At 44.0% G+C, this 21176-nt stretch carries 18 protein-coding genes; 16 read left to right on the forward strand and 2 right to left on the reverse strand.

The window, feature by feature from the left end:
- The first annotated feature begins 41 nt into the window (after positions 1–41).
- Together RH46_RS20190 and RH46_RS20195 are read left to right on the forward strand one after the other, a co-directional pair.
- Entirely contained in the window at positions 42–386 is a 345-nt protein-coding gene (locus RH46_RS20190) for a hypothetical protein (RefSeq protein WP_006881386.1), read from the forward strand.
- 309 nt (positions 387–695) lie between these two features.
- Complete coding sequence (locus RH46_RS20195) at positions 696–1208, forward strand: DUF2799 domain-containing protein (protein WP_006881387.1); 513 nt, start codon at positions 696–698, stop codon at positions 1206–1208.
- 111 nt (positions 1209–1319) lie between these two features.
- Here the strand turns inward: RH46_RS20195 and RH46_RS20200 are convergent, their stop codons facing one another.
- Positions 1320–1847: a lactoylglutathione lyase family protein gene (locus RH46_RS20200; protein ID WP_241210075.1), complete on the reverse strand. Its 528-nt coding sequence runs from the start codon at positions 1845–1847 to the stop codon at positions 1320–1322.
- 388 nt (positions 1848–2235) lie between these two features.
- Between RH46_RS20200 and RH46_RS20205 the strand changes: the two genes are divergently transcribed.
- The gene (locus tag RH46_RS20205) at positions 2236–3525 is read left to right on the forward strand and encodes a sensor domain-containing diguanylate cyclase (protein ID WP_420895503.1); all 1290 of its coding nucleotides are present in this window, start codon (positions 2236–2238) and stop codon (positions 3523–3525) included.
- 216 nt (positions 3526–3741) lie between these two features.
- Complete coding sequence (locus RH46_RS20210; RefSeq protein ID WP_006881390.1) at positions 3742–4086, forward strand: YajD family HNH nuclease; 345 nt, start codon at positions 3742–3744, stop codon at positions 4084–4086.
- A 91-nt stretch (positions 4087–4177) separates the two neighbouring features.
- Here the strand turns inward: RH46_RS20210 and nfsA are convergent, their stop codons facing one another.
- A complete protein-coding gene (nfsA, locus tag RH46_RS20215; RefSeq protein WP_006881391.1) occupies positions 4178–4900 on the reverse strand; it encodes an oxygen-insensitive NADPH nitroreductase in 723 nt (240 codons plus the stop codon).
- A 244-nt stretch (positions 4901–5144) separates the two neighbouring features.
- Here nfsA and RH46_RS20220 point away from each other — a divergent pair, with 244 nt between their 5' ends.
- The 12 genes from RH46_RS20220 to RH46_RS20275 all read left to right on the forward strand — a co-directional run bounded on the left by RH46_RS20220 (position 5145) and on the right by RH46_RS20275 (position 21165).
- Positions 5145–5690 (forward strand): GNAT family N-acetyltransferase, encoded by a 546-nt coding sequence (locus tag RH46_RS20220; protein ID WP_006881392.1) that lies wholly within the window; start codon positions 5145–5147, stop codon positions 5688–5690.
- A 235-nt stretch (positions 5691–5925) separates the two neighbouring features.
- On the forward strand, positions 5926–7227 hold the full coding sequence (locus RH46_RS20225) for a GGDEF domain-containing protein (RefSeq protein WP_040896364.1): 1302 nt from the start codon (positions 5926–5928) through the stop codon (positions 7225–7227).
- Between the two features lie 48 nt (positions 7228–7275).
- On the forward strand, positions 7276–10419 hold the full coding sequence (locus RH46_RS20230) for an HD domain-containing phosphohydrolase (RefSeq protein WP_006881394.1): 3144 nt from the start codon (positions 7276–7278) through the stop codon (positions 10417–10419).
- Between the two features lie 136 nt (positions 10420–10555).
- On the forward strand, positions 10556–10990 hold the full coding sequence (locus RH46_RS20235) for a GNAT family N-acetyltransferase (RefSeq protein WP_040896372.1): 435 nt from the start codon (positions 10556–10558) through the stop codon (positions 10988–10990).
- A gap of 142 nt (positions 10991–11132) precedes the next feature.
- On the forward strand, positions 11133–11462 hold the full coding sequence (locus RH46_RS20240; RefSeq protein WP_006881396.1) for a DUF2834 domain-containing protein: 330 nt from the start codon (positions 11133–11135) through the stop codon (positions 11460–11462).
- Between the two features lie 152 nt (positions 11463–11614).
- On the forward strand, positions 11615–11893 hold the full coding sequence (locus RH46_RS20245; protein WP_006881397.1) for a hypothetical protein: 279 nt from the start codon (positions 11615–11617) through the stop codon (positions 11891–11893).
- 210 nt (positions 11894–12103) lie between these two features.
- A complete protein-coding gene (locus RH46_RS20250) occupies positions 12104–12379 on the forward strand; it encodes a putative quinol monooxygenase (RefSeq protein ID WP_040896367.1) in 276 nt (91 codons plus the stop codon).
- 55 nt (positions 12380–12434) lie between these two features.
- Positions 12435–13100: a hypothetical protein gene (locus RH46_RS20255; protein WP_006881399.1), complete on the forward strand. Its 666-nt coding sequence runs from the start codon at positions 12435–12437 to the stop codon at positions 13098–13100.
- Positions 13101–13140: 40 nt separating this feature from the next.
- On the forward strand, positions 13141–13830 hold the full coding sequence (locus RH46_RS20260) for a sulfite exporter TauE/SafE family protein (protein WP_239960289.1): 690 nt from the start codon (positions 13141–13143) through the stop codon (positions 13828–13830).
- Between the two features lie 74 nt (positions 13831–13904).
- On the forward strand, positions 13905–14951 hold the full coding sequence (locus tag RH46_RS20265) for an NAD(P)H-dependent flavin oxidoreductase (RefSeq protein WP_006881401.1): 1047 nt from the start codon (positions 13905–13907) through the stop codon (positions 14949–14951).
- 65 nt (positions 14952–15016) lie between these two features.
- The gene (locus RH46_RS20270) at positions 15017–15631 is read left to right on the forward strand and encodes a LysE family translocator (protein ID WP_006881402.1); all 615 of its coding nucleotides are present in this window, start codon (positions 15017–15019) and stop codon (positions 15629–15631) included.
- 494 nt (positions 15632–16125) lie between these two features.
- Positions 16126–21165, forward strand: coding sequence for a diguanylate cyclase (locus RH46_RS20275; protein WP_006881403.1), 5040 nt, complete (start codon positions 16126–16128; stop codon positions 21163–21165).
- The last annotated feature ends 11 nt before the right edge of the window (positions 21166–21176 follow it).

Here is a 21176-nt window from a genome sequence, read left to right on the forward strand (position 1 = left end):
AATTTTTTGTCTAATAAGCATTATACAAAAAGGAGGAGTGGGTGATAAATAACATCGCTAAGTTGTTATTGCATTTATTAGTCTCATCGGTAACGGCTTTTTTAGCTGGTTTCTTGAGTGTAGCCATGATGATGATGGGCGGATTTGTAGTGATTCCGACGCTTCAAACTTGGTTCATAATGAAGTATCAACAAGGGGATTATTTTGTATCAGCAGCCATCACATTTGTTCCTTGGGTGATCATTTATTTGTATACAAATGATCAGCCAAATCTTACACAAGAGATAATCAATCTAGCTTGTTGGTCAGCACTTGCTGGGATTCTTATTTACGGCGCTAGATATCATGTATATCCGAAAATTATGGGCTATTGGTCAAGTAGATAATTTTGTATAACAAGTTACCATGGCTTCAAGATACTTTTTCTAATCTTAGATAAGTCGTTCAGGCTGTACCTCTATACGATTTTGTCCAGAATTGTTTCACCAGGCACTTTCTAGAACGAAAGTGCCTAGCTCGAGTTATGTGAATAAGCGTACGTGAAACGCTTATGGACATAAATCCATTCAGACAATGGAACTTATCACCAGTACTGACAACTAATCACATTTGCGAATACAATGATTCCACCAATTGATATGAACAGTGTTCATTATACACTGTTTGGTTAGAATCAGTTTAAAGGACAATAACGGATGAAAAGAGCACTACTCCCTTTTGCGTTAATCACTTTGCTCTCTGGCTGTGCCAGCATGTCTCCCGAAGAATGTAAAACCGCTGACTGGTACAACGTCGGCTACCAAAATGGCTTAAACGGCAATGCGCCAAGCATTATTAATAGCTATACAGAAGATTGTAACGAAGCCGGGGTGACGCCAAATCGAGCACGGTGGAAAGAGGGCTTCGATAACGGCACTATCATCTATTGCTCTCCGGACAATGGTTACACCGTGGGAGCAGAGGGCAGAGAATATTATGGCGTATGCAGCAACAAGCAATTTCTTGAAAATTACCAATTAGGTCGTCAGGAATATCAACGCCAACAGCGTATCCAACAGCTCGATACCGAAATCTCGCTTATCGACAATCAACTAGCCAACAATCCTGACAAAGAAAATGCTAAGCGATTAGAAGAAAAGAGAAAAAGGTTAGTTGATGAGCGTTCACAACTGCTCACACCAGCCGTTAATTTCAATTTCAGCTTCTAAAACCGATGCGTTTAGTTTGCTAAAATCCATGGCCCTAGTTCAGCTCTAGGGTCATAGAAACAAAGTCGCTTAAGCGACTTTGTTTTGCGATGACGGTTAAGGTCGAACGGTCTAATATGCCCCCGCAGAATAGTGCAACTCGTAGCTGTGGCTATAGATTTCGAGAATATTCCCAAACGGGTCTTCCATATAGATCATGCGATATGGCTTTTCTCCAGGATAATAGTAACGAGGCGCTTTCATGCGCTTTTTGCCCCCAGCAGCCACAATTTTTTCAGCCAGCCCTTCTACATCAGGGTCTTGTACGCAAAAATGGAAGATGCCTGTTTTCCAATACTCAAAGTTATCTTCTGGGTCTTCTTGATCTTTAAACTCAAAAATCTCCACGCCCACACGGTCACCTGTAGATAAGTGAGCAATTCTAAATCGTTCCCATCCGGCACCAAAGACGTCAGTACACATTTCACCTATCGCCGAATCATCTTCAGTAATCTCTGTGGGTTTCATGATGAGATACCAGCCAAGAACTTCGGTATAAAACTTTACTGCTGCATCTAAATCTGGAACGGAAATACCTATATGGCTAAAACAACGCGGATAGGTATGGTTGGTGTTCGGCGGTGTAATCATCGTTAACATCTCCATGTGTTTTGATCGTAAGGAAGTCATCAATTGAGAAAGAATAGACCAACAGAAGGGATGCAATATGAACATTGATGTATCAAAAGTTGGAGGTTAACTAATTAGACAAGGTGCCCTTGTGAGCTTTTCAACAAAGATGGGCAAGAGACGGTTCTCAAATACTGGAACGGCTCACAATTAGATTCTTATTACTTACTCTCACTAGAGAGACTTACTACTATGTAATGAGTAGCCTAGGCTTGAGTATGGGTGAGTCTCGATAATTACGATAAGTACAAAATGGTTTAGTGCCAGAAAGACCAGTAGTCCGCTAGCATCGTTGGTTTCATCTTTACTACTTTTGAGTGGAGGCATTGTGCTGGCTTGCACAATTTACTTTCTCTCAGTGATTAATACTCAAGCTGAAGAAGATGTATTAAAACGAGTAGAGTTAGCAATAACCCTCGAACGCAGGCACCGAGAGCACATAGTGTCTGAATATACTTATTGGGATGAAGCCTATACAAAAATCATCGTTGAAAAAGATGCTGATTGGATCGAGGTCAATACTGGTAAATATCTTGCTGATGCCTATGAATATGACTTCACTGTTGGTATTCGCGAAGGTGATCAAAAGGCGTTTTACTTCATCGCAGATGACATGGTTCAGCTAAGTTTTGACGATGTTTACTCGTCCAGTTTGCGCTTTATGAAAGAGTTATCGTCAAGGAGTAATCAGGAAACCAAAACGGCAAGCAGTTTTTTTATGTTAGGTGAGGACTTGTACCTAGTGACTGGGGCACCGCTAATAGACGAAACACTGTCTGAGCCTAGAGAGGGAACTTACATTGCTGCGGGAAAGCGCGTCGATGCTGATTATCTTAAAACACTAACTGAAAGCTATCATTTACCAAGTTTAACACTAGTTAATTCTACGACTCGTGCTCCCGGAATGGACATTTATAGTTTGCAGGATGCATTAGGGGCGACAATAGCGAACTTAGCCTGGAAGCACCAGAATACCAGTCACGAAGTCTTTCCTATCTTGTTGCTTCTGGTTTCAGTCGTGCTTGGGGTTTCAGTTTATATAGTCCGGAGAATAATACTAGAAGACAGTGTTGCTCGAAATAGCTACGAACGGAAACTCTATATCGCTGCAACAACCGATCCTCTTACCAAAGTGAGTAATCGAAGCCACTTTTTTGAAGTAGGTGAGAGGCTACTTCGGAATGAAGAACAACCATTGGCAGTAGTGCTCATTGATATTGACCACTTCAAGAAAATTAACGATAAATATGGTCATCATGTTGGTGATGCGGCCTTATCTTCGTTTGCTGAAATATGCTGCCGTGAAATTCGAGCGAGCGATGTCATCGGTCGTATAGGAGGCGAAGAGTTCGCTGTAATATTGCGAAACGTAACTCCGGAGATAGCGCATGTTATTACCGAGCGAATTCGAAACAGTGTCGCAGAGCGTTATTTTGAGGCAGATGGCGTTAAGTTGTTGATGACGATAAGTATTGGTGTTGTTTACTCTGAGCAGGAACACCACCTCGAATCCCTTATTAAAGAGGCCGACAGCGCCTTGTACCAAGCTAAAGCCGGTGGCCGAAACAGAGTGGTAATGAGTGGTGTTGCTGGAGAAGCGATACGATCTAAATTGTCTAATGACATTCGAATCTATTCGGTTAGCTGACAGCAACTTGCTAACTATCTGAAATAGAACTCATTCATTATGGAAGCTAAGTTGTTTCGATACTCTTAGGGGTGTTTAATCAAGTTTGGTTGCTCATATTGATATCACCACAATAACTGCAAACCGCTAATAGTCACATCAAGCTTAACTTTGATCACTGTGCCCAATTTGTGCTCGTGCTAGCATCGAAAGTAATGAAATAGTTAGGGGGCAAAGATGTCATCAGATCATTACGGAACCAGCGCCAAATACGCACGTAACGAAGCGGGCTACCGAGAGAAAGCGCTAAAACTTTATCCGTGGGTATGCGGAAGGTGTGCGAGAGAGTTTGTTTACTCAAATCTACGCGAACTGACCGTTCATCACAAAGACCATGACCATACGAACAACCCAGAAGATGGCAGCAACTGGGAGCTGTTGTGCCTCTATTGCCACGACAATGAGCACAGTAAATACCTTGAACATGAACTTTATGGGAGCGAAGTTAGGCCAGGCGAAGATGAACAGCAGGGGGCAACGTACAATCCATTTGCTGATTTAGCTAAGATGATGAAAAAGTAACCGGCGGCAGTGCTGAGTGGCTGACTTGTGCGCTTAAAAGTTTCCGCTTACATTAAAGGCCTTTGAAAGGCCTTTTTTGATCGCCGCTGTTCTACCTTTTGGCCAATCCTTTACTGTTCAGGTAGGGCAGAATATGAGGGCGAGACTCCCCAGTTAACTTACCTGTAACCTCTTGCGACCAAGTGCTCTGCTTCTGATTGCTTGAGCGGTTCGCGTAGTAGTCTTGCATGGCCTGGTCATAAGCCTGAATAGTATCAAGATTGAGCGTTTGGTACTGATTCTCGTGCATAATTACATCGATAGGAAGTCTTGGTTTAACCTCTGGGTTTTGGTCCGGATGCCCCAGACACATACCAAACAAAATTGCGGTGTTACCAGGCAGGCTGAGTATTTCATCCACACGCGCTGCATTGTTTCTAAGACCGCCAATATATACGCCACCTAATCCCATTGACTCTGCGGCTAACAAACAGTTTTGAGCCATGATGCCAGAATCCACCGCACCGATAAGAGTTAACTCTGTGAAATCCACTTGTACATCTGGCTTAATGGTTGAGTGGCGTTGATAGTCAATGCAAAACACCAAGAACTCTGCAGCACTTTCTACATACGCCTGATTGCCGGCGCACTCTGCCAATTGTTTTCGTTTCTCACTATCTGTTACTCGAATAATCGACACTACCTGCAACATGCTTGAAGAAGAAGCGGCTAGACCAGCCTGAATGATGGTTTGCAATTGTTCATGTTCTATCGGCTCTGGCGTGAACTTACGAATCGAGCGATGGCCAAGAATGGTTTCTATTGTACTGTTCATGAAGAAAATACATCCTTTGTTTTTTTTATTACGGGGTACAAGTTCACCATAACGAGTTGTAGCCGCTGCGTAAATCGAAAATACCGCCAAGCCCCTGAGTAACCTCTTCCTGAATCATGAGGCACCAAAGAGCCTTTTAAACAATCTAGGTAATCAATTTTAACTGTTTGCATAACAAACAATGGTTTACATTGGGTGCTGCAATCTTTAAACAAAACTCAGCGTTACACAATAAGGAATATACGTGGAAATAGTTGAAGCAAAACGGTCCGATTTGGAATCTTTCTTTGAGTATATAGGCGCGCAGCTTGTCGAAAATGCGGACGATGAATCGCCACTTTTCCAACCAATCGCGAAACAAAATTGTTTAGTTACAGAACAATTTAAGGCCAAGTTTCGAGATGGGTTTGAGCACCGTCTTGGCGAACATGGCTGGAGAAAACTATGGGTAGTTAAAGATTCTAATCAGCGAGTCGTTGGCCATATCGATTTACGTCACTACGGTGAAGAGCATAAATTTCATCGTGTACTTTTGGGCATGGGTGTTGATTCAAGCCTGAGAAATCAGGGGTTCGGTATAAAGCTTATTGAACGCGTAATTCAGTTTTGTAAGCAAAGCTCAGCGATTGACTGGTTAGATCTCAATGTTCTTTCTAACAACCTTCCTGCCAAGAATCTCTATTTGAAATCTGGGTTCGAAGTGATAGGGGAAATGGCAGATTGCTACCGTATAGACGGAGAGAGTGTGTCAGAAATGACGATGACACTATCTACGAAAAATCAGTCATAACATCAATTATGTCGTGGCTTATACAGAATATCTCCAGTTCAATTCAGATAGACCTCGCTTCAATGATTACTACAAAAGGTTCGTATTAAGTTACCACTATTGCATCGAATAGGTGACTTTAATTCACGTTCTCAAAAGTGCAACGGAATGCTTATCATTTACTGCTATGCTAGGTACTACTAAAGGGGTAGTTGAGTGTTTAGCCTAAGTTCTATTGGTGAGATGTGGTGCAGAGATGAAAATCAAGCGAAGAGTGATGATTATGATTGGCGTACTAGTTATGTTGCCAGTGATTAACCTTGTCGTTTTCACGCTTGCAGAACAAAAGGCTGGTGACAATTTCCGTTTAATGAACAATACCAATTCAGCTCTTGTGCAAGTTGATAGATTGACTAGAGAGGTGGTTGGTTTAATTGACCTTATAGCGTTAAGGACTCATGAGGGGCTGGATTCTGACGATATAGATAAGATAACTTTAACCATTAATACTATTACTCATATTCGATCAGAGCTATTACTCCTTACCCCTGACGCTCTATCCGTCACTTTTGATAATCAAGAACATTATGACTTGATTGCTCATGCGGCCAGCAAACTGCAAAACTTAATTGATTTCTCATCGAAACTGTCAGCAATCAAACCACCTTACGATGTTTCTAAGTTAGAGCAATCTCTTAAGATAATGCTGGCAGACTTAAAACAGCTGGAATCCCTTGAGCATGAAGTATTGGATATACGTATATCCAATTATCAGGGTGCTCGCAGCGCGATTATGTTAACGCTTATTAGCACAACCGTTGTCATACTTGCCTCGGGGGCCGTTTTATGTTGTCTGATTCACTGCAAATTATTCAGGCCTATAGATGGCTTGCTTAATTTTACTAAGCGCCATAGTAATGAGACAAGGCGTGATGCAGCGAGCGATGAGTTGACCAGTCTTGCCCAGAATATAGAGACCCTCTATTGCTCGTCGAAGAAAAAGGAGGATTTTTACAAAGAGCAAGCCGTTAGTGATAGCCTGACTGGGTTACGCAATCGGCACACTTTACTTGATGAAGTCACGCAGGCTCTGGAGGAGGCGGTTGAAAAGTGTCTTAACGTCGCTGTGCTCTATATCGATTTGAATAAACTCAAACAGATAAACGACTCTCTGGGGCATCGCTACGGTGACCTGGCCATCCAGGAGGTGGCGGTTAGATTGTGCATGAATATACGTCAATCAGATACCATATTTCGCGTAGGCGGTGATGAGTTCGTTATCTTGTTAAAGAACATTGATCAGCCTGAAGATGTCGCCTCACTATTTACGTCGATCCAACATGCGTTTGACCCTCCTGCGCTAGTTGACGAAAAACTCATTCCACTCTCTATCAGTATGGGGGTATCGTTTGGACCTTGTGATAGCTTAAACCCTCAAGAATTAATTACTTTTGCGGACGCAGCTATGTATTATGCAAAGAACAACAATTTAAAGCAGTGCTATAGATTTTCACATATGTTATTAACAGGCCCTGACAGAAAAGCGATAAATGCTTAACTCTGCCAGAGCGGTTATCGATTGATGTTAAAGGAGTAACAATAATCTATGACCAAGTTTAAGCGGATCCCCCTAAGAGTGATTTTAGGTGCGATGTTTGTCTTTTGTACCATAGTGACGGCCAGCGTTGTTATTACGGTCCAATACCAGTTCGCAAAACAGGCAGAGTTGCAACATGTTCTCAATCGATATCATTCCATAGCAATAGGTGTCTCAAATAACCTTTCGAACTTGCAGAATTTAGCGGGAAATGTCACTCAAACAGGCGCTCAAATGGTGGCTTTGCTTGATGAAGATTTGACTCACAAAAACATCGTCGTTTCACTATCCAAGCTTGTCACGAAAGAACCCAGTCTCTATAGCGTATTTATTGCTAAAGAAAACAATGACTTTTACCAACTTATCAGTTTGTCTGATGACAGTATTCGTTCTCGACTCGGTGCAAAAGAGCGCGATGCGTGGTTGTTAGTGGTCCATCAAGGAGATAAACGAGAACGACGCAAGCGATCAATTTATTACGACAAAAACTTTTCCGTTAGAAGTGAGGTTCAAGGGTACAGTAGTTTTTATCCAACCCAGCGCAGTTGGTATCAAAATGCACGCAATAATGAGGTTTACCATACCCAACCCTATCTCTTTCATTCTATACAACTCTCAGGGGAAACTTTTACTACCACGGTGCCTGGTAGTGGTACCGTGGTGGGGGTTGATGTACTTCTATCGTCAATAGAAACTCAACTGACCAACCGATTCATAACCAATAATAAACAACCTGAAGCCGAAGCCTTTGTTTATAGAGCAAATGGACGACTGATCGCGACCAATAAAAGCGTCGATATAAATGAGCAGATTCCTTTCGTCACACCACTGGAATTAACTGACAAACAAAGAGAGTTGGTAGCGAACACACCTGAGCTTAGGGTTTCGAATCAGAATGATTGGGGGCCACTTGACCATGCCATTGCGGGACGTCCCGCAGGTTATGCGATTGACTTGTTCAAAATGATTTCGCAGATGACAGGGTTACAGTTCAAATTCATTAATGGTCGAAGCTGGAGCGAGTTAGTTCGCGATTTTCACAATGGTAATATCGACGTTTTGCATTCATTGGTCGACTTAGATGAATTTACCACCACGGGATCCGTAGGTGGTGCACTTTATAATGCTGAATTTGCCTTGCTGACTCTAGAAAAAAATAATGACATCAATACTTTGCAAGGGGTTTCGAATGAGCGGATAGGGTTGATAAAAGGATGGAGTATCCAAGACGATCTCTATCGGGCTTATCCAAACATGACGATTATTAACTACTCTTCGTTGCATGACGCTATTGATGGCGTAGTCAGTGGCGAAATTGTTGCTGTACTGGATGTTAAACAGGTATTGCGCAGCAAGGTACAAGAGTCGTTTCGTCAGTCATTGACGATTAACGGGGTCGAAGATGAGTTATTGGCAAACAACTTTCATTACGTCATGCCTGAAGAAATGGCTCCATTGGTAGAGATTATCGATCAAGCGGTAGATACCATTACTGAGGAGCAGCTACGTGAGCTGGGTAGTAAATGGAGCCAAGAAGGTGTCGCCCATTCTAGATACACTTTTACTCCTTACCCTGAGTTAGTCGATTATGCCAAAGACCCGGATTTTATTGATGCCGTGCGACTCATTTCGCTAAATGGGGAAGAGAAGTACGTCTATGTGTCAAAGCTATCCTACAAGGATCGACGATTTTTTGCCGTAGTTGTCCCCAAATCCTATGTGATGTCGGGAGTTTATGAATCGACATTACTGGCTGCTGGTGCTTCTCTGTTGGTGGTCGTTATTTTGCTACCCGTTGCCTGGCTATTTGCATTACCGATTTCAAACCCAATAAAATCACTTAGAAGGCAAGTTAAACGGATTAAACAGCGTGATTACGACCAAGTACAAAGAGTCCATTCGCGCATTGAAGAGATTCACCAACTTGGCCTTTCTGTAATGAGAGGTAGTCACTCTTTTAAGGAGTTTGAACAGAGACAAAACGAGTTTTTTGACTCGATGATTCAGTTGATCGCCAGAGCGATCGATGAGAAATCACCTTATACCGCGGGTCACTGTAATCGCGTGCCGGAAATCGCGTTGATGTTAGCGGAAGCGGCTGAAAAGTCGAGCAAAGGGAGTTTTGATAGCTTTAAATTTGAAAATGACGAAGAGCGACGCGAGTTTCGTATCGCCGCCTGGTTGCACGATTGCGGCAAGATTGCCACGCCAGAGTATGTAGTTGATAAAGGCAGTAAACTGGAAACTAACTACAACCGCATTCATGAAGTAAGAATGCGATTTGAAGTGCTGTGGAGAGATGCTCAGATTGAGTATCTGAACGATAGACTGCGTGAGCTGGGTGTTGATGGACAATCAGAGCAAGCGCTGCGAAAAGAATTTGACCAACTAACGGAACAGTTTGAGTTTATTGCTAATGCAAATGTGGGTGGCGAGTTTATGTCGCAGCAAGATATCGAACGCTTGCACCAACTTGCGCAGAAAGAGTGGACTCGTTACTTTGATAGTGGTCTAGGTTTATCGCCACTGGAAGAGACTCTATACCAAACTAAGCCGACTCCGAATAGAGAGAAGCTTCTGAGTGATCAGCCTGAGCATGTCGTCAAGCGTGAGCAGCCATTTGAAGTTGATCCTGCGTTTGGCATTAATATGCAGGTTCCAGATGTATTGTATAATCATGGTGAACTATACAATCTCTCGGTTCAGCGTGGTACGTTGTCAACAGAAGAACGCTTTAAAATCAATGAGCATATGATAAGCGGTATCAAGATGCTTGAGAGTATTCCTTTTCCACCAGAGCTTAAACGTGTCCCTAGGTATGCTACAACTCACCATGAGACTATGGAAGGAACGGGTTATCCTCGTGGGTTAAAGGGAGAAGAGTTATCTATTCCTGAGAGAATTCTTGTCGTGGCGGACATATTTGAGGCTTTAACGGCAGCAGACCGCCCCTACAAGAAAGCGAAGTCATTGAACGAGGCGGTCAACATACTGTTCAAGATGGCGCTCGGCGGTCATATAGATAAGGAAGTTTTTGCTCTTTTGCTTACCAGTGGTGCTTACGTTTCTTATGCTAAGAAGTATTTACCCGATGAGTTGATTGATCAGGTAGATGTTGAGAGATACTTAACTCAACTACAGATAACCCCTTGAGACCTCGGCTCAAGCAGTAATAATGAAGCTAGCTAGAGCGACGGTACGCTACGAATCGATGCTTTGGCGCTTCCACTTCTCGGATAGCTTATGTGGTGCAGGTAAAAATGGGTCGTTTCTAGATTTGGAGAGCAAGTTGTACAAAACCCGTAAAGCTGAGAATAGTGACTATGAGTTCCTGTTCGAGCTAAAGAAAGCAGCGGAATATGAGCCTATCAAGGCGGTGTTTGGTTGGGATGAAACTGTTCAAAGGGAAATCCATCATAAAGAGTTCCTGGAACAGAAACCGACCATAATAGAAGTCGATGGTGTTGCTGTGGGGAGTTACTTAGTACAGCTCCACCCTGAACACCTCTACTTTGGTCGCTTTTTCCTGTTACCTCACTACCAGGGTAAAGGGATTGGTAGCCAAGTTTTGAGAGCAGTAATTGATCTGGCGAGTCAACACTCATTACCGATTAAGCTCTGTTACTTGCAAGGCAATCGAGTAGGGCAGCTGTATAGCAGGTTGGGATTTGAGGTCATTGGAGAAGACCCTCAGTTCGTCCATATGCTCAAGCAACATTCGTAATAGGCACCATGACTATATCTGACTTGCGCTAGAAGCTACCGGGCAGGCCAGGAGCTATCTCCATATCTCTTGAATTCCATACGCACAATCGGTTAGCTTGAATGTCATAAACGGATTACTTATCAATGACAAGGACGGTGATATGGCGATGTTTTATTTGGTTGTAACTTTGGCGGGCGTGCTATTGCCCTATGGAGCACTTGTACCCTGGTTACTAGCCAATGGTTTCGATGTTCCGTTATTGCTGAGTGAAGCCATGGTAAACCCAATTAGCGTGATGGCATGGTTAGATGTGTTGGTCGCAGCAGTCGCCTTATTAGCTTTTATCCTAGTCGATGGCGCCCGAAGTCAGGTCCGATACAGATATCTGGCTGTGCTGGGTACGCTAACAATTGGTGTTTCTTGCGGTTTACCTTTGTATCTTTATTTAAAAGAGAAGCAGTGTCATCGCAGACACTTGTTTAATCGATAGTAAGGCGCGCAGCTTTAGTTGGTTTTTATCGGCAGTGGCGATGTGTTGCAAAAATGGAACAGTCGCTGGTATGTATTTGTGAGTTGAATATCATAATGCGCAACTGGGTGATTATATGATGATTATTCATTAATCAGCGGAGTAGTCGATCAATGGTTCTTAATAGCAAAAACAAAGCGATACTGTCAGCGATAGCAGTAGTGATAAGTTCACTACTGTTAGCTTTAGATCTGTTTGGTGTCATTCCATTTATTATTTTGGTACTGGCCTTTTTTACCTTGGTCATTCAGAGTGCACTTTATTTTGCGGGCTATAAAGATGGCGATGTGTTTGAAGCCTACCAAGAGATGGAGCGTACAGAGGCAACCGCATTAGCTAATTTGGCCAAAGACAAAAAGCAGTGCGTTAATAGCGATAACGACCCTAGATAGGGCTAAAGTCCGAACGTCAAGCGCTGACCTTCGAGTCTAATGACTTCACTCTATAGGTAATTCATTCATTTCTAAATTAGATAATATTTACCAATCTTGTGACTTGGTTAAAAAGCCAGCTATATCGACCCGTTTATTCGATGTGATAGAGTAATTTAGCGTCAGGTAATTGAGTCTTGGTTAACGAATGACAGCAATATAGGGAGATGCATGTCTAGTGTGACACTACAGGGGTACATTATGGTGCCGCCATCAGATCTCGAACAGGTTAAACGTGAACTCGTTAATCATAAGCGACTCACAATGCAAGAACCCGGCTGTATTACTTTTAATGTCAGTGAAAACAGCGACAACCCGTTACGATTTGATGTGTATGAAGAGTTTGTCGATAAGGCGGCGTTTGAGTATCACCAGCGACGAGTTAAGGCTTCCTACTGGGGAGAAATCACGGTCAATGTAGAGCGCTTCTATCACATTACAGAGTAGGCACAAGTTAGCCCATTATCCGATTAGATTGGCAACAGATATAGGAGAGTATGCTGTGCCTAACCATAGAGAGATACATAACGCGTATTTAAGTAGCCATCAGCAGGTACTTGATAGTGCCGGGTTAGTGGCGTTGGTACACGCCAACAACTTACTTAAAACCGCGAAGATCTATGGCAAGATTAAGCAAATGGAGCATCTGGATACCCTGTATCGTCAAGGTGAACTGCAAGTATCTCAATGTGATGAGGAGTTTGATAGCGGCTTTTCCTCTATGATGAGGATTGGAGCTAAAAGGAGTGACTGCTATAACGGACTCAGCGATGACGTAATTATATTTGCGGCTATGAGTAACTACATTAGCTCCTATCTGCTCAGGCATGGTTATCTGGTACATAGGATTAATCAGTCAGACAGTCTGGCAAAGCATCAGCAGACACGGCCTATTCATATTAGTGAAATCAGTAGTAGTACAAGTTTCTGTGATGGCACCTTATCCGCGTCTACTCTCACCTCTGATAACTATCTGGAGGTACTTAAAGTTGATGAGAACCTAAAGCGAGGGCTTGAGCAATTGCGCACCCGGGCTCAGCAGGGACAGTTTGATCTTCAACTTGGTGAGTGCGCTTATTATCAAGATAATTTTTTTGCTACCTTCCACTTTATCCAACAGCTGATCGAGCAAGACCATTCACAAAGCTTCGACTTAAAACAGCACTAATAAAATTGGAGCAGCGGATATCGATCTTTTACTCGGGGCAGTGACCTTTTTTACATCTATGATTGCAGGTGTGTTTGGCTTTGGTGGCGGGATGCTACTAATGGCGATACTGCCTGCATTTATTAGTCCAAGCCTGATTATACCTTTGCACGGCATCACTCAATTGGCGAGCAACTCGTCTCGTACACTCTTTTCTCTCAATGATGTCAAATGGGGACTGTTACGACCATTTCTAATTGGTTCGATTATTGGCTCTGTTATCGTAGTCAGCGTATTGTCTTATATTCCAGTTGACTACATACCTGTGGCAATTGGTTTGTATATGTTGCTGAATCTTTGGAGCCCGCGCTTTTCCGCAGCGATCAGCAAATATGAAAGTTATTATCTGCTTGGCTTTGTGCAAACCGGTCTTGGCTTGGTCGTCGGGGCGACAGGACCAATCGTCTTAGCGGTGCTAACCAAGCAGCTCAAGTCAAAAGACCAAATCATTGCCACAAGTTCAATGTGTATGACGATCAGCCACTTTGCCAAAATACCGGTCTACTTTACGCTAACGAGTAGCCTGTTCTCAAATGTCACTCTGATTAGCTACATGGTAATTGGAGCTGTGGTTGGTTCATTTGTTGGTACTAAGCTGAGGTTAGCGGCGAACAACGACAAAATTATTAAGATCATCAAGTGGATGATCTCCTTGCTCGCAATCAGAATGGTAGTGGCTGCGCTCGTATAGGGAAAGTATTGCTAGTAATGTCTTAGCCGATTAATGGGCAGGAAGTTCAAAATAGGTTTTAGTAAGGGAAGACAATGTATCAAGATTTTAAAGATTTACTCGGCACAGAGTTACCAATTATTCAATCTCCAATGGCAGGTGTGCAAGGCAGCGCTTTGACGATAGCCGTTAGTCAAGCGGGTGGGCTGGGTTCGTTACCCTGTGGAATGCTTAGCATTGATCAGATAGTCGATGAGATCATGGCAATTCAGGCTGGTACTGATCTGCCATATAACCTCAACTTCTTTAGCCACCAACCTGTTCCTTATGATGAGAAGCGTCAATCACAGTGGCAACATGCACTTCAACCATACTTCAACGAGCTCAAACTAGAGTCGCCAGCTAATAGTAGCGGCAGCAGCCGTGTTCCGTTCAGTCACGACATTGCCGATGCTATTGAGGCTTTTAAACCACCCATTATCAGCTTTCATTTCGGTCTACCAGAACAAGGGTTGCTAAAGAGAGTGCAAGGCTGGGGAACCAAAGTGGTGTCATCAGCGACGACAGTGGCAGAGGCTGTGTGGCTAGAACAGCAAGGAGTGGACGCTATTATCGCCCAGGGGGTTGAAGCTGGCGGTCACCGAGCAATGTTTATGTCAGACGATTTGACTACTCAAATGGGTTTAATGGCTTTGTTACCAAGAATTCTGGATCGCGTACAGGTACCAGTGATTGCGGCTGGTGGAATAGGTGACAGTCTGGGAGTGAAGTCAGTGTTGTCGATGGGCGCGACGGCAGCGCAAGTCGGTACGGCTTACTTATTGTGTGATGAAGCGAAAACCTCAGCCTTGCACCGTGCTGCGATAAAAAGTGATCAATCACTACATACAGCATTAACTAATATATTCTCAGGAAAACCCGCTCGGGGAATTGTCAATCGTGCCATCAAAGAACTAGGTCCAATGAGTGATACGGTGCCTGATTTCCCATATGCCTCAATTGAAATGACTCAGTTACGTGGCGTGGCGGAACAACAGTCAAGTGATGACTTTACGCCGCTCTGGTGTGGACAGAATACCTTAGGCTGTCGTGAAGTATCAGCCAAAGTATTGACTAAGGCATTGGCAGAGAAGATAGTTTAGCGGGTGATATTGATGGTTTGTAAAAGCAAGCCAGAGAATGCAGAGAAATTAAATAAGGAAACATCATGGAGTTATGGAAGCTTGCTGTATTCATTCCAGCCTGTTTTGCCCTAAACATGACACCGGGACCAAATAACTTACTGTCGCTGAACAATGCTCGCCGCTATGGTTTTAAATCAGCACTGATTGGTGGGTTAGGACGAGTCAGTGCGTTTGCAATTATGATAGCGTTGGCTGCATCGGGACTCGCGGTGGTGCTCTATGCTTCTGAAACCCTATTCTTCGCCATCAAACTGTTTGGTGCGCTTTATCTTCTATGGCTGGCATTTAATTTATGGCGCTCTGAGTCGAGTCCGGTGAGTGATAATAGCGATAGAACCAATCTTGTTGGATTGGTTAAACAGGAATTCGCCTTGGCAGCGGGTAACCCGAAAGCGATTCTGATCTTTACTGCTTTTTTACCGCAATTTGTCGATGTTGCTTTGGATGTCGACCATCAGTTCATGGTGTTGGGTTGTACTTTTATAGTCTTAGAGATGTTAGCAATTTCTATCTATGCACTGTTTGGCCTATACCTTAGACACTGGTTCACCAAGCCGAAAATGGTCCGTCGCTTTAATAGAGCGAGTGCGATGTTCCTGAGTTACTCTGGTGCAAATCTGTTGTTCACTAGCCGTTAGGCAGACTAAATTCCATCCATTTGTTAACCACTACACCCGCTAATTAGCGGGTGTTTGTTCATTTCCGATTAATGACTCTCTAACGTAAAATACGGCGTGCATCACATATCATAATAATCACGTATGAGTTTCGTGAGGGAGTTCAAACGCACGGCGTACCATAGCTTATTCAAGGTGAATATTAGTAACATTGTATATAAGATACATATCAACTAATTGAATATGGTTGTCGCTTTGTCTTGTGATTGAGATGACGGTTAATCGTGCGGTTAAACGCATGTAGAACAAGCCTTTTGGACCCTGAATAAAAATAATATAACGGTCATTGTCATAACCCGTATGACTGAGTCGAGTTTGGCATTCCTCAAACGAATGAATTCGCCAATATCAAACTGTTCATTTGGTAAATTGATCCTCAATATCTTCGATGGATCTGACGTTGTAGTAATTAAAATAAGAAGTTTGCGCCTAGCTAGCGCAATAGGAAGGCTTGCATGAACATGGATGGTTTTTCAGAGTTAATTGAAGTATGTGGCGGCCAGCAGAGCCGAGTCTTTAAAGCGATAAGAGACAGCGATCAACGAGTTGTTGCGTTAAAGGTGCCATCAGGTGAGTTTCCTGAGCCAAGGCAGCTTTCGGTGCTAAAACGTGAGTTTGAAGTCCTCAACAGATTGGAAGGGGCAGGGATACCTGCTGCGCTAGGTTATATAGAACAGAAAAACTCAGCCGTTTTAGTGCGTGAGTGGATCGACGGTGTGTCTCTCAAAGAATATCAGATACAAGCAAAGGTTACGTTAGATAAGGCACTTGAGATAGGGATTGAGCTTTGCCGCCTGGTCGGAGAGGTTCACAAGCAGAATTTTTGTCATCGCGATTTATCTCCTAATAACGTCATCATTAACCCGACAACAGGGTTGATCACTTTACTGGATTTTTGTTCTTCACTTGAGTTCCCGGATCGAGCTCGAAACGTGGTTAAACCCAAATTTATCGAAGGTTCGATGCCGTACATGTCGCCCGAGCAAACGGGTCGAATGAATCGGGGGCTCGATTATCGAACTGACTTCTATTCTTTAGGTGTCGTGCTATACGAACTATTCACAGGGCGACTACCTTTTACCACGGCGGATCCAAACCAACTGATTTATAGTCATATTGCTCTTGAACCAGAGGCGCCGGATCAAGTTGTTCCCCAGATACCTGCTATGATTTCAAACATCATACTCAAGCTGATGAACAAATCCCCGGAGGCTCGTTATCAAAGTGCACAGGGGATTATCTCTGATCTCTCTCTGTGCTTATCTGCTTGGAAGGAAAGTGGTGAAATTGAGCCTTTTGCATTGGCGAGTGAAGATTTCAATGACTGGTTAAGAATCCCGGACAAGCTCTACGGGCGGACTGAAGAAACGAAATCCTTGCTTGATGCATTTGAAAATACCAGCATCGGCAATGGCCAGTTTGTCTTTGTTTCCGGTCATTCGGGGATCGGAAAAACTTCGTTAATCCGCGAACTGTATCGTCCATTGACTGCAAAGGGCGGCTACATAACCAGTGGTAAATATGACCAGGTATTGCGCCATCAACCATACTCAGCCATCCTTCAGGCAGTTGCTGGCTTAGTTCGTCAGGTAATGACGGAAAGTCATGACAGCATCGAGTTTTGGAAACAACAGATCCTGACCGGAGTCGGTAGCAACGGACAGGTGCTGATTGATGCAGTGCCGGATCTTGAACTATTACTTGGGTCTCAACCAGAATTAGAAACGCTTTCCGCTGAAGCTGCATCAACACGTTTTAGTACCACTTTCTATAACCTGATACACGCATTAGGTCACTCTGGCAGACCGCTAGTGTTCTTTATTGATGACTTGCAATGGATAGACCCGCCCAGCCTGTCGCTACTTGAGGCCATGGCACCAACGTTAAGTCACTCAACGTTGATGATCATCGGTGCGTACCGAGACAATGAAGTTGATGACAATCATCCATTAGCTCTCACTATGCCAGCACTAAAAGCGAGTTGCAGTAATCTGCTTGAGATTGAACTTGGCGAGTTACCAACTAGCGTATTGGTTGAAATGTTGCGTGATACATTAACTTTGCCAGAAGCGGAATATCAGCAATTAAACGATGTGCTTTGCGAGAAAACCGGTGGCAACCCGCTGGCTTACAAAACCATGCTAAGTACGTTATACAGTCAGGAGTGTCTGTGCTTTGACTACACCCTGAAGCACTGGCGTTGGAACAAGAAAGCGCTAAGTCTGATGCCGAAAATGCATAACTCTGTTGCCTTGTTACAAGAGAACATGAGTAGTCTGCCGATAGATACGCTACAACTGCTTAAACTCGCAGGCTGTATTGGCAATTGCTTTAATCTACAACTGCTGGTTCGACTGTCAGGCCGTAACCGGGTAGATGTGGCTAAGCAATTAGTGCAGGCGGTTTCTAAAGGCTATATCCAACCGATCGATGATGATTTTGAACTCTATACTGCTGACGATTCCGAGCAGTTGCCTGATACGGAGTTCCACTTTTTGCACGACCGTATTCAGCAAGCCGCTTATAGCCTGTTGCCAGCAGGGGAGCAGTGTGAAATCCACTGGGCTATCGGCCAGCAAATCTTAGCTGAATATCAAGGGCACATGACGGACGGGCAGCTATTTGATGTCGTCGAACACCTTAATCAGGGATGCGAGTACGCAACTTACGAGCAGCGAGAGCAACTGGCGCAACTTAATCTGACCGCGGCGAATAAAGCCAAGCAGTCAGCAGCGTTTAGTGTTGCCCACTCGTGCCTGACTCGCGCTAAAGTCCTGTTGGAAGAGAACCAACAGCCTCTTGACTCAGAGCTGTCGATTGCCGTGGATATTGAACTGGCTCAGGCTCACTACTTAGTTGCGGAGTTCGAGAAAGCAGAGTCGCTCTACGCTGAACTGAGAGACAGACTGACGTCAGATACAGATAAACTGATGTTATACAATATCCAGGCGAAACAGTATCACCACCAAGGCGAATACCAGAAATCCGTTGAATTTGAATATGAAGCGCTGCGTATGCTCGGTATCGACTTGCCAGACGAAGACCAGGCTCTGCTTGAGTTGTTTGCCAAAGAGAAAAACAAGATTGATGCTCTGTTACAACAAACCGACTATGACCGCCTTTTCCACCAATCAACGGTCAATGATTCCAACTACAACCTGATTCATGAGTTGCTGTTTGATACTTTCTCTGATGGTTATCTACTTGGCCGAGGTCCGCTATTGGCGGCGGTCGCAGCTATCAGCGCGCGGATATCTATCGAACAGGGCAATTGCCACGTAACCTCAGCAGGCTTTATCAACTACGCTACCATTCTCTGTTCGAGTGGTGAATACCGTTTAGGACACGAAATTGGAAAACTTGCGGTAAGGCTGGCTGATAAATACAACAGCCCTGTGTTTAAGAACTACACCTATCACGTATTTTCTCTTGGTATCAACCATTGGCTGGAGCCACTCAACTCGAGCTATGACTACTGGTTTGAAGCTTCAAAGCTGTCAAAAGAGTCGGGTTCTCCTTATGCAGGATGGGTGTTTCTGCAGATGCCTCATGTATTGCTTGCCTCGGGCGCTCACCTTGAAAAGTTACAAGCGCAGACACAAGCGAGTCTCGAATATCTCAATTCGAACAGACTTGGCGATATCGCCCAGTTACTTAAGATTATTGTTCAGCAACCTTTAGAACATCTTAAGGGGAATACGGATAGCTTTACTTCACTCGATAGTGAAGGGTTCTCAACTCAGCAACTGCTTAGCGACTATCAGCAGGCGCCATTTTTCCTTGGTCATACTATGTATTCGATTTTGCGTGCAACCTTGTTGGCGGGCGAGACATTACCTATTGATCAACTAAGAGAGTGGTTACCCGTTATTGAGAGCACAGTTCAGGCGCAGATTATTCAGGTAGATAGCTGCCTTTATACAGGGCTTCATTTAAGTACCGCGTGTGCCTCCGTTGAGCCAGATGAACGACAAGCGTATCTGGTTTGGTTAGAGGAACTGATCGCTAAATTTACAACGTGGGCAGAGCTGTGTCCGAACAACTTTGAACATAAGTTACTGATGCTTAAAGCTGAGCTGTTTAAGCTAAACGGAGATGTATTAGCGGCGTTTGACCATTATGAACTGGCACGAGAAGCCGCTCTGAATGCGAGGTTCCTGATGGATGCTGCGCTTGCTGACGAACTGGCAGGGCGTTTCTGGCAGCAGGCAGGCAAATCATATCAGGCACAAGTGTATTTAAAGCGTGCACTTGAAGGCTATGAACAGTGGGGCGCTGATGGCAAAGTCGCGTGGATGGCTGAGCAATATCCCCAGCTTAATCTCGTGCAGCCACCGACTTCGATGAGTGCCACTATGGACTCAACACTAGGAAGCGATGATTTCTCATCCATTCTGGATATGGCGGCGGTATTAAAAGCTTCTCAGGCGGTATCACAACATATCAATGTCGATATGCTGGCTGAAGAGTTATTGAATCTGGCGGTTGAAAATGCGGGCGCGACGCGAGGTTTACTATTGCTAGAAAACGGCGGTGATTTTGTCGTAACTCAGAAAGTAACAGGTGAACAGAGCAATGACGATCAACTTGGGCTTAATGTCCCATATGGTGAGTCACACTGTCTATCACGCTCAATTGTGCGATACGTAATTAACTCCGGTCAATCTGTCGTTTATACACCCAATCATCACGATGCACAGTTTGAACGTTGCCCTTACCTCAATAGCCAGGGCGATATATCTGTTTTGTGTGTACCGATCATCCGTCAGAAACAGATGTCTGGGGTGCTTTATCTAGAAAACACGCATATGGCAGAAGCATTTCAAACCGATCGGGTTCAGACTCTGAAAATCATCGCTTCTCAGGCGGCTATTTCGTTGGAAAACGCGCGTATGTTCAGAGATCTCAAGCTGATGAACGACAATCTGGAAGGGTTGGTCAAAGAGCGAACCAAAAAGCTCTATGAAGCGAATGAACAGTTGACTGAGAAAAATGAAGAGCTCTACATGCTTTCGACCACAGATCAACTGACTGGCCTGTACAACCGCCGTTATGTCGAAGAGCGTATTCATGAGGCATTGCGTCAAGAGCCGGGTGATGGCTCAACCCCAGTTTCAATCCTGATGCTGGATATCGATCACTTCAAATCGATTAATGACCAGTTTGGTCATGACGTTGGCGATAAGGTCATTGTTAACGTTTCAGGCTCAATCAGGAAATCGGTGCGCAGTGTCGATATTCCGGGAAGATGGGGCGGCGAAGAGTTTATCGTTCTTTGTATGAGCGATCTTGAAGGAGCAGTATCGAACGCAGAGAAGCTGGGCAACATCATTGCTGAACAAGACAACTCACCAGTAGGCCAGGTTACAGTCAGTATCGGTGTGACCTCATTACTTAGCCAGGATACGGTCGATAGCTTATTAACCCGAGTCGACAAGGCTTTGTATCAGGCAAAAAATAGCGGCCGTAACCAAATAATAATCAGAAACAAATAACAGGAGTTAAT

Origin of the sequence: Vibrio brasiliensis LMG 20546, from assembly GCF_000189255.1 — a bacterium.
Taxonomy (GTDB): Bacteria; Pseudomonadota; Gammaproteobacteria; order Enterobacterales; family Vibrionaceae; genus Vibrio; species Vibrio brasiliensis.

Bases quoted from the DNA above. Each gene is read 5' to 3' on its own strand.
- RH46_RS20195 (WP_006881387.1), top strand. From the start codon at position 696: ATGAAAAGAGCACTACTCCCTTTTGCGTTAATCACTTTGCTCTCTGGC.
- RH46_RS20200 (WP_241210075.1), bottom strand. From the start codon at position 1,847: ATGTTAACGATGATTACACCGCCGAACACCAACCATACCTATCCGCGT.
- RH46_RS20210 (WP_006881390.1), top strand. From the start codon at position 3,742: ATGTCATCAGATCATTACGGAACCAGCGCCAAATACGCACGTAACGAA.
- nfsA (WP_006881391.1), bottom strand. From the start codon at position 4,900: ATGAACAGTACAATAGAAACCATTCTTGGCCATCGCTCGATTCGTAAG.
- RH46_RS20225 (WP_040896364.1), top strand. From the start codon at position 5,926: ATGAAAATCAAGCGAAGAGTGATGATTATGATTGGCGTACTAGTTATG.
- RH46_RS20230 (WP_006881394.1), top strand. From the start codon at position 7,276: ATGACCAAGTTTAAGCGGATCCCCCTAAGAGTGATTTTAGGTGCGATG.
- RH46_RS20240 (WP_006881396.1), top strand. From the start codon at position 11,133: ATGGCGATGTTTTATTTGGTTGTAACTTTGGCGGGCGTGCTATTGCCC.
- RH46_RS20245 (WP_006881397.1), top strand. From the start codon at position 11,615: ATGGTTCTTAATAGCAAAAACAAAGCGATACTGTCAGCGATAGCAGTA.
- RH46_RS20250 (WP_040896367.1), top strand. From the start codon at position 12,104: ATGTCTAGTGTGACACTACAGGGGTACATTATGGTGCCGCCATCAGAT.
- RH46_RS20265 (WP_006881401.1), top strand. From the start codon at position 13,905: ATGTATCAAGATTTTAAAGATTTACTCGGCACAGAGTTACCAATTATT.
- RH46_RS20270 (WP_006881402.1), top strand. From the start codon at position 15,017: ATGGAGTTATGGAAGCTTGCTGTATTCATTCCAGCCTGTTTTGCCCTA.
- RH46_RS20275 (WP_006881403.1), top strand. From the start codon at position 16,126: ATGAACATGGATGGTTTTTCAGAGTTAATTGAAGTATGTGGCGGCCAG.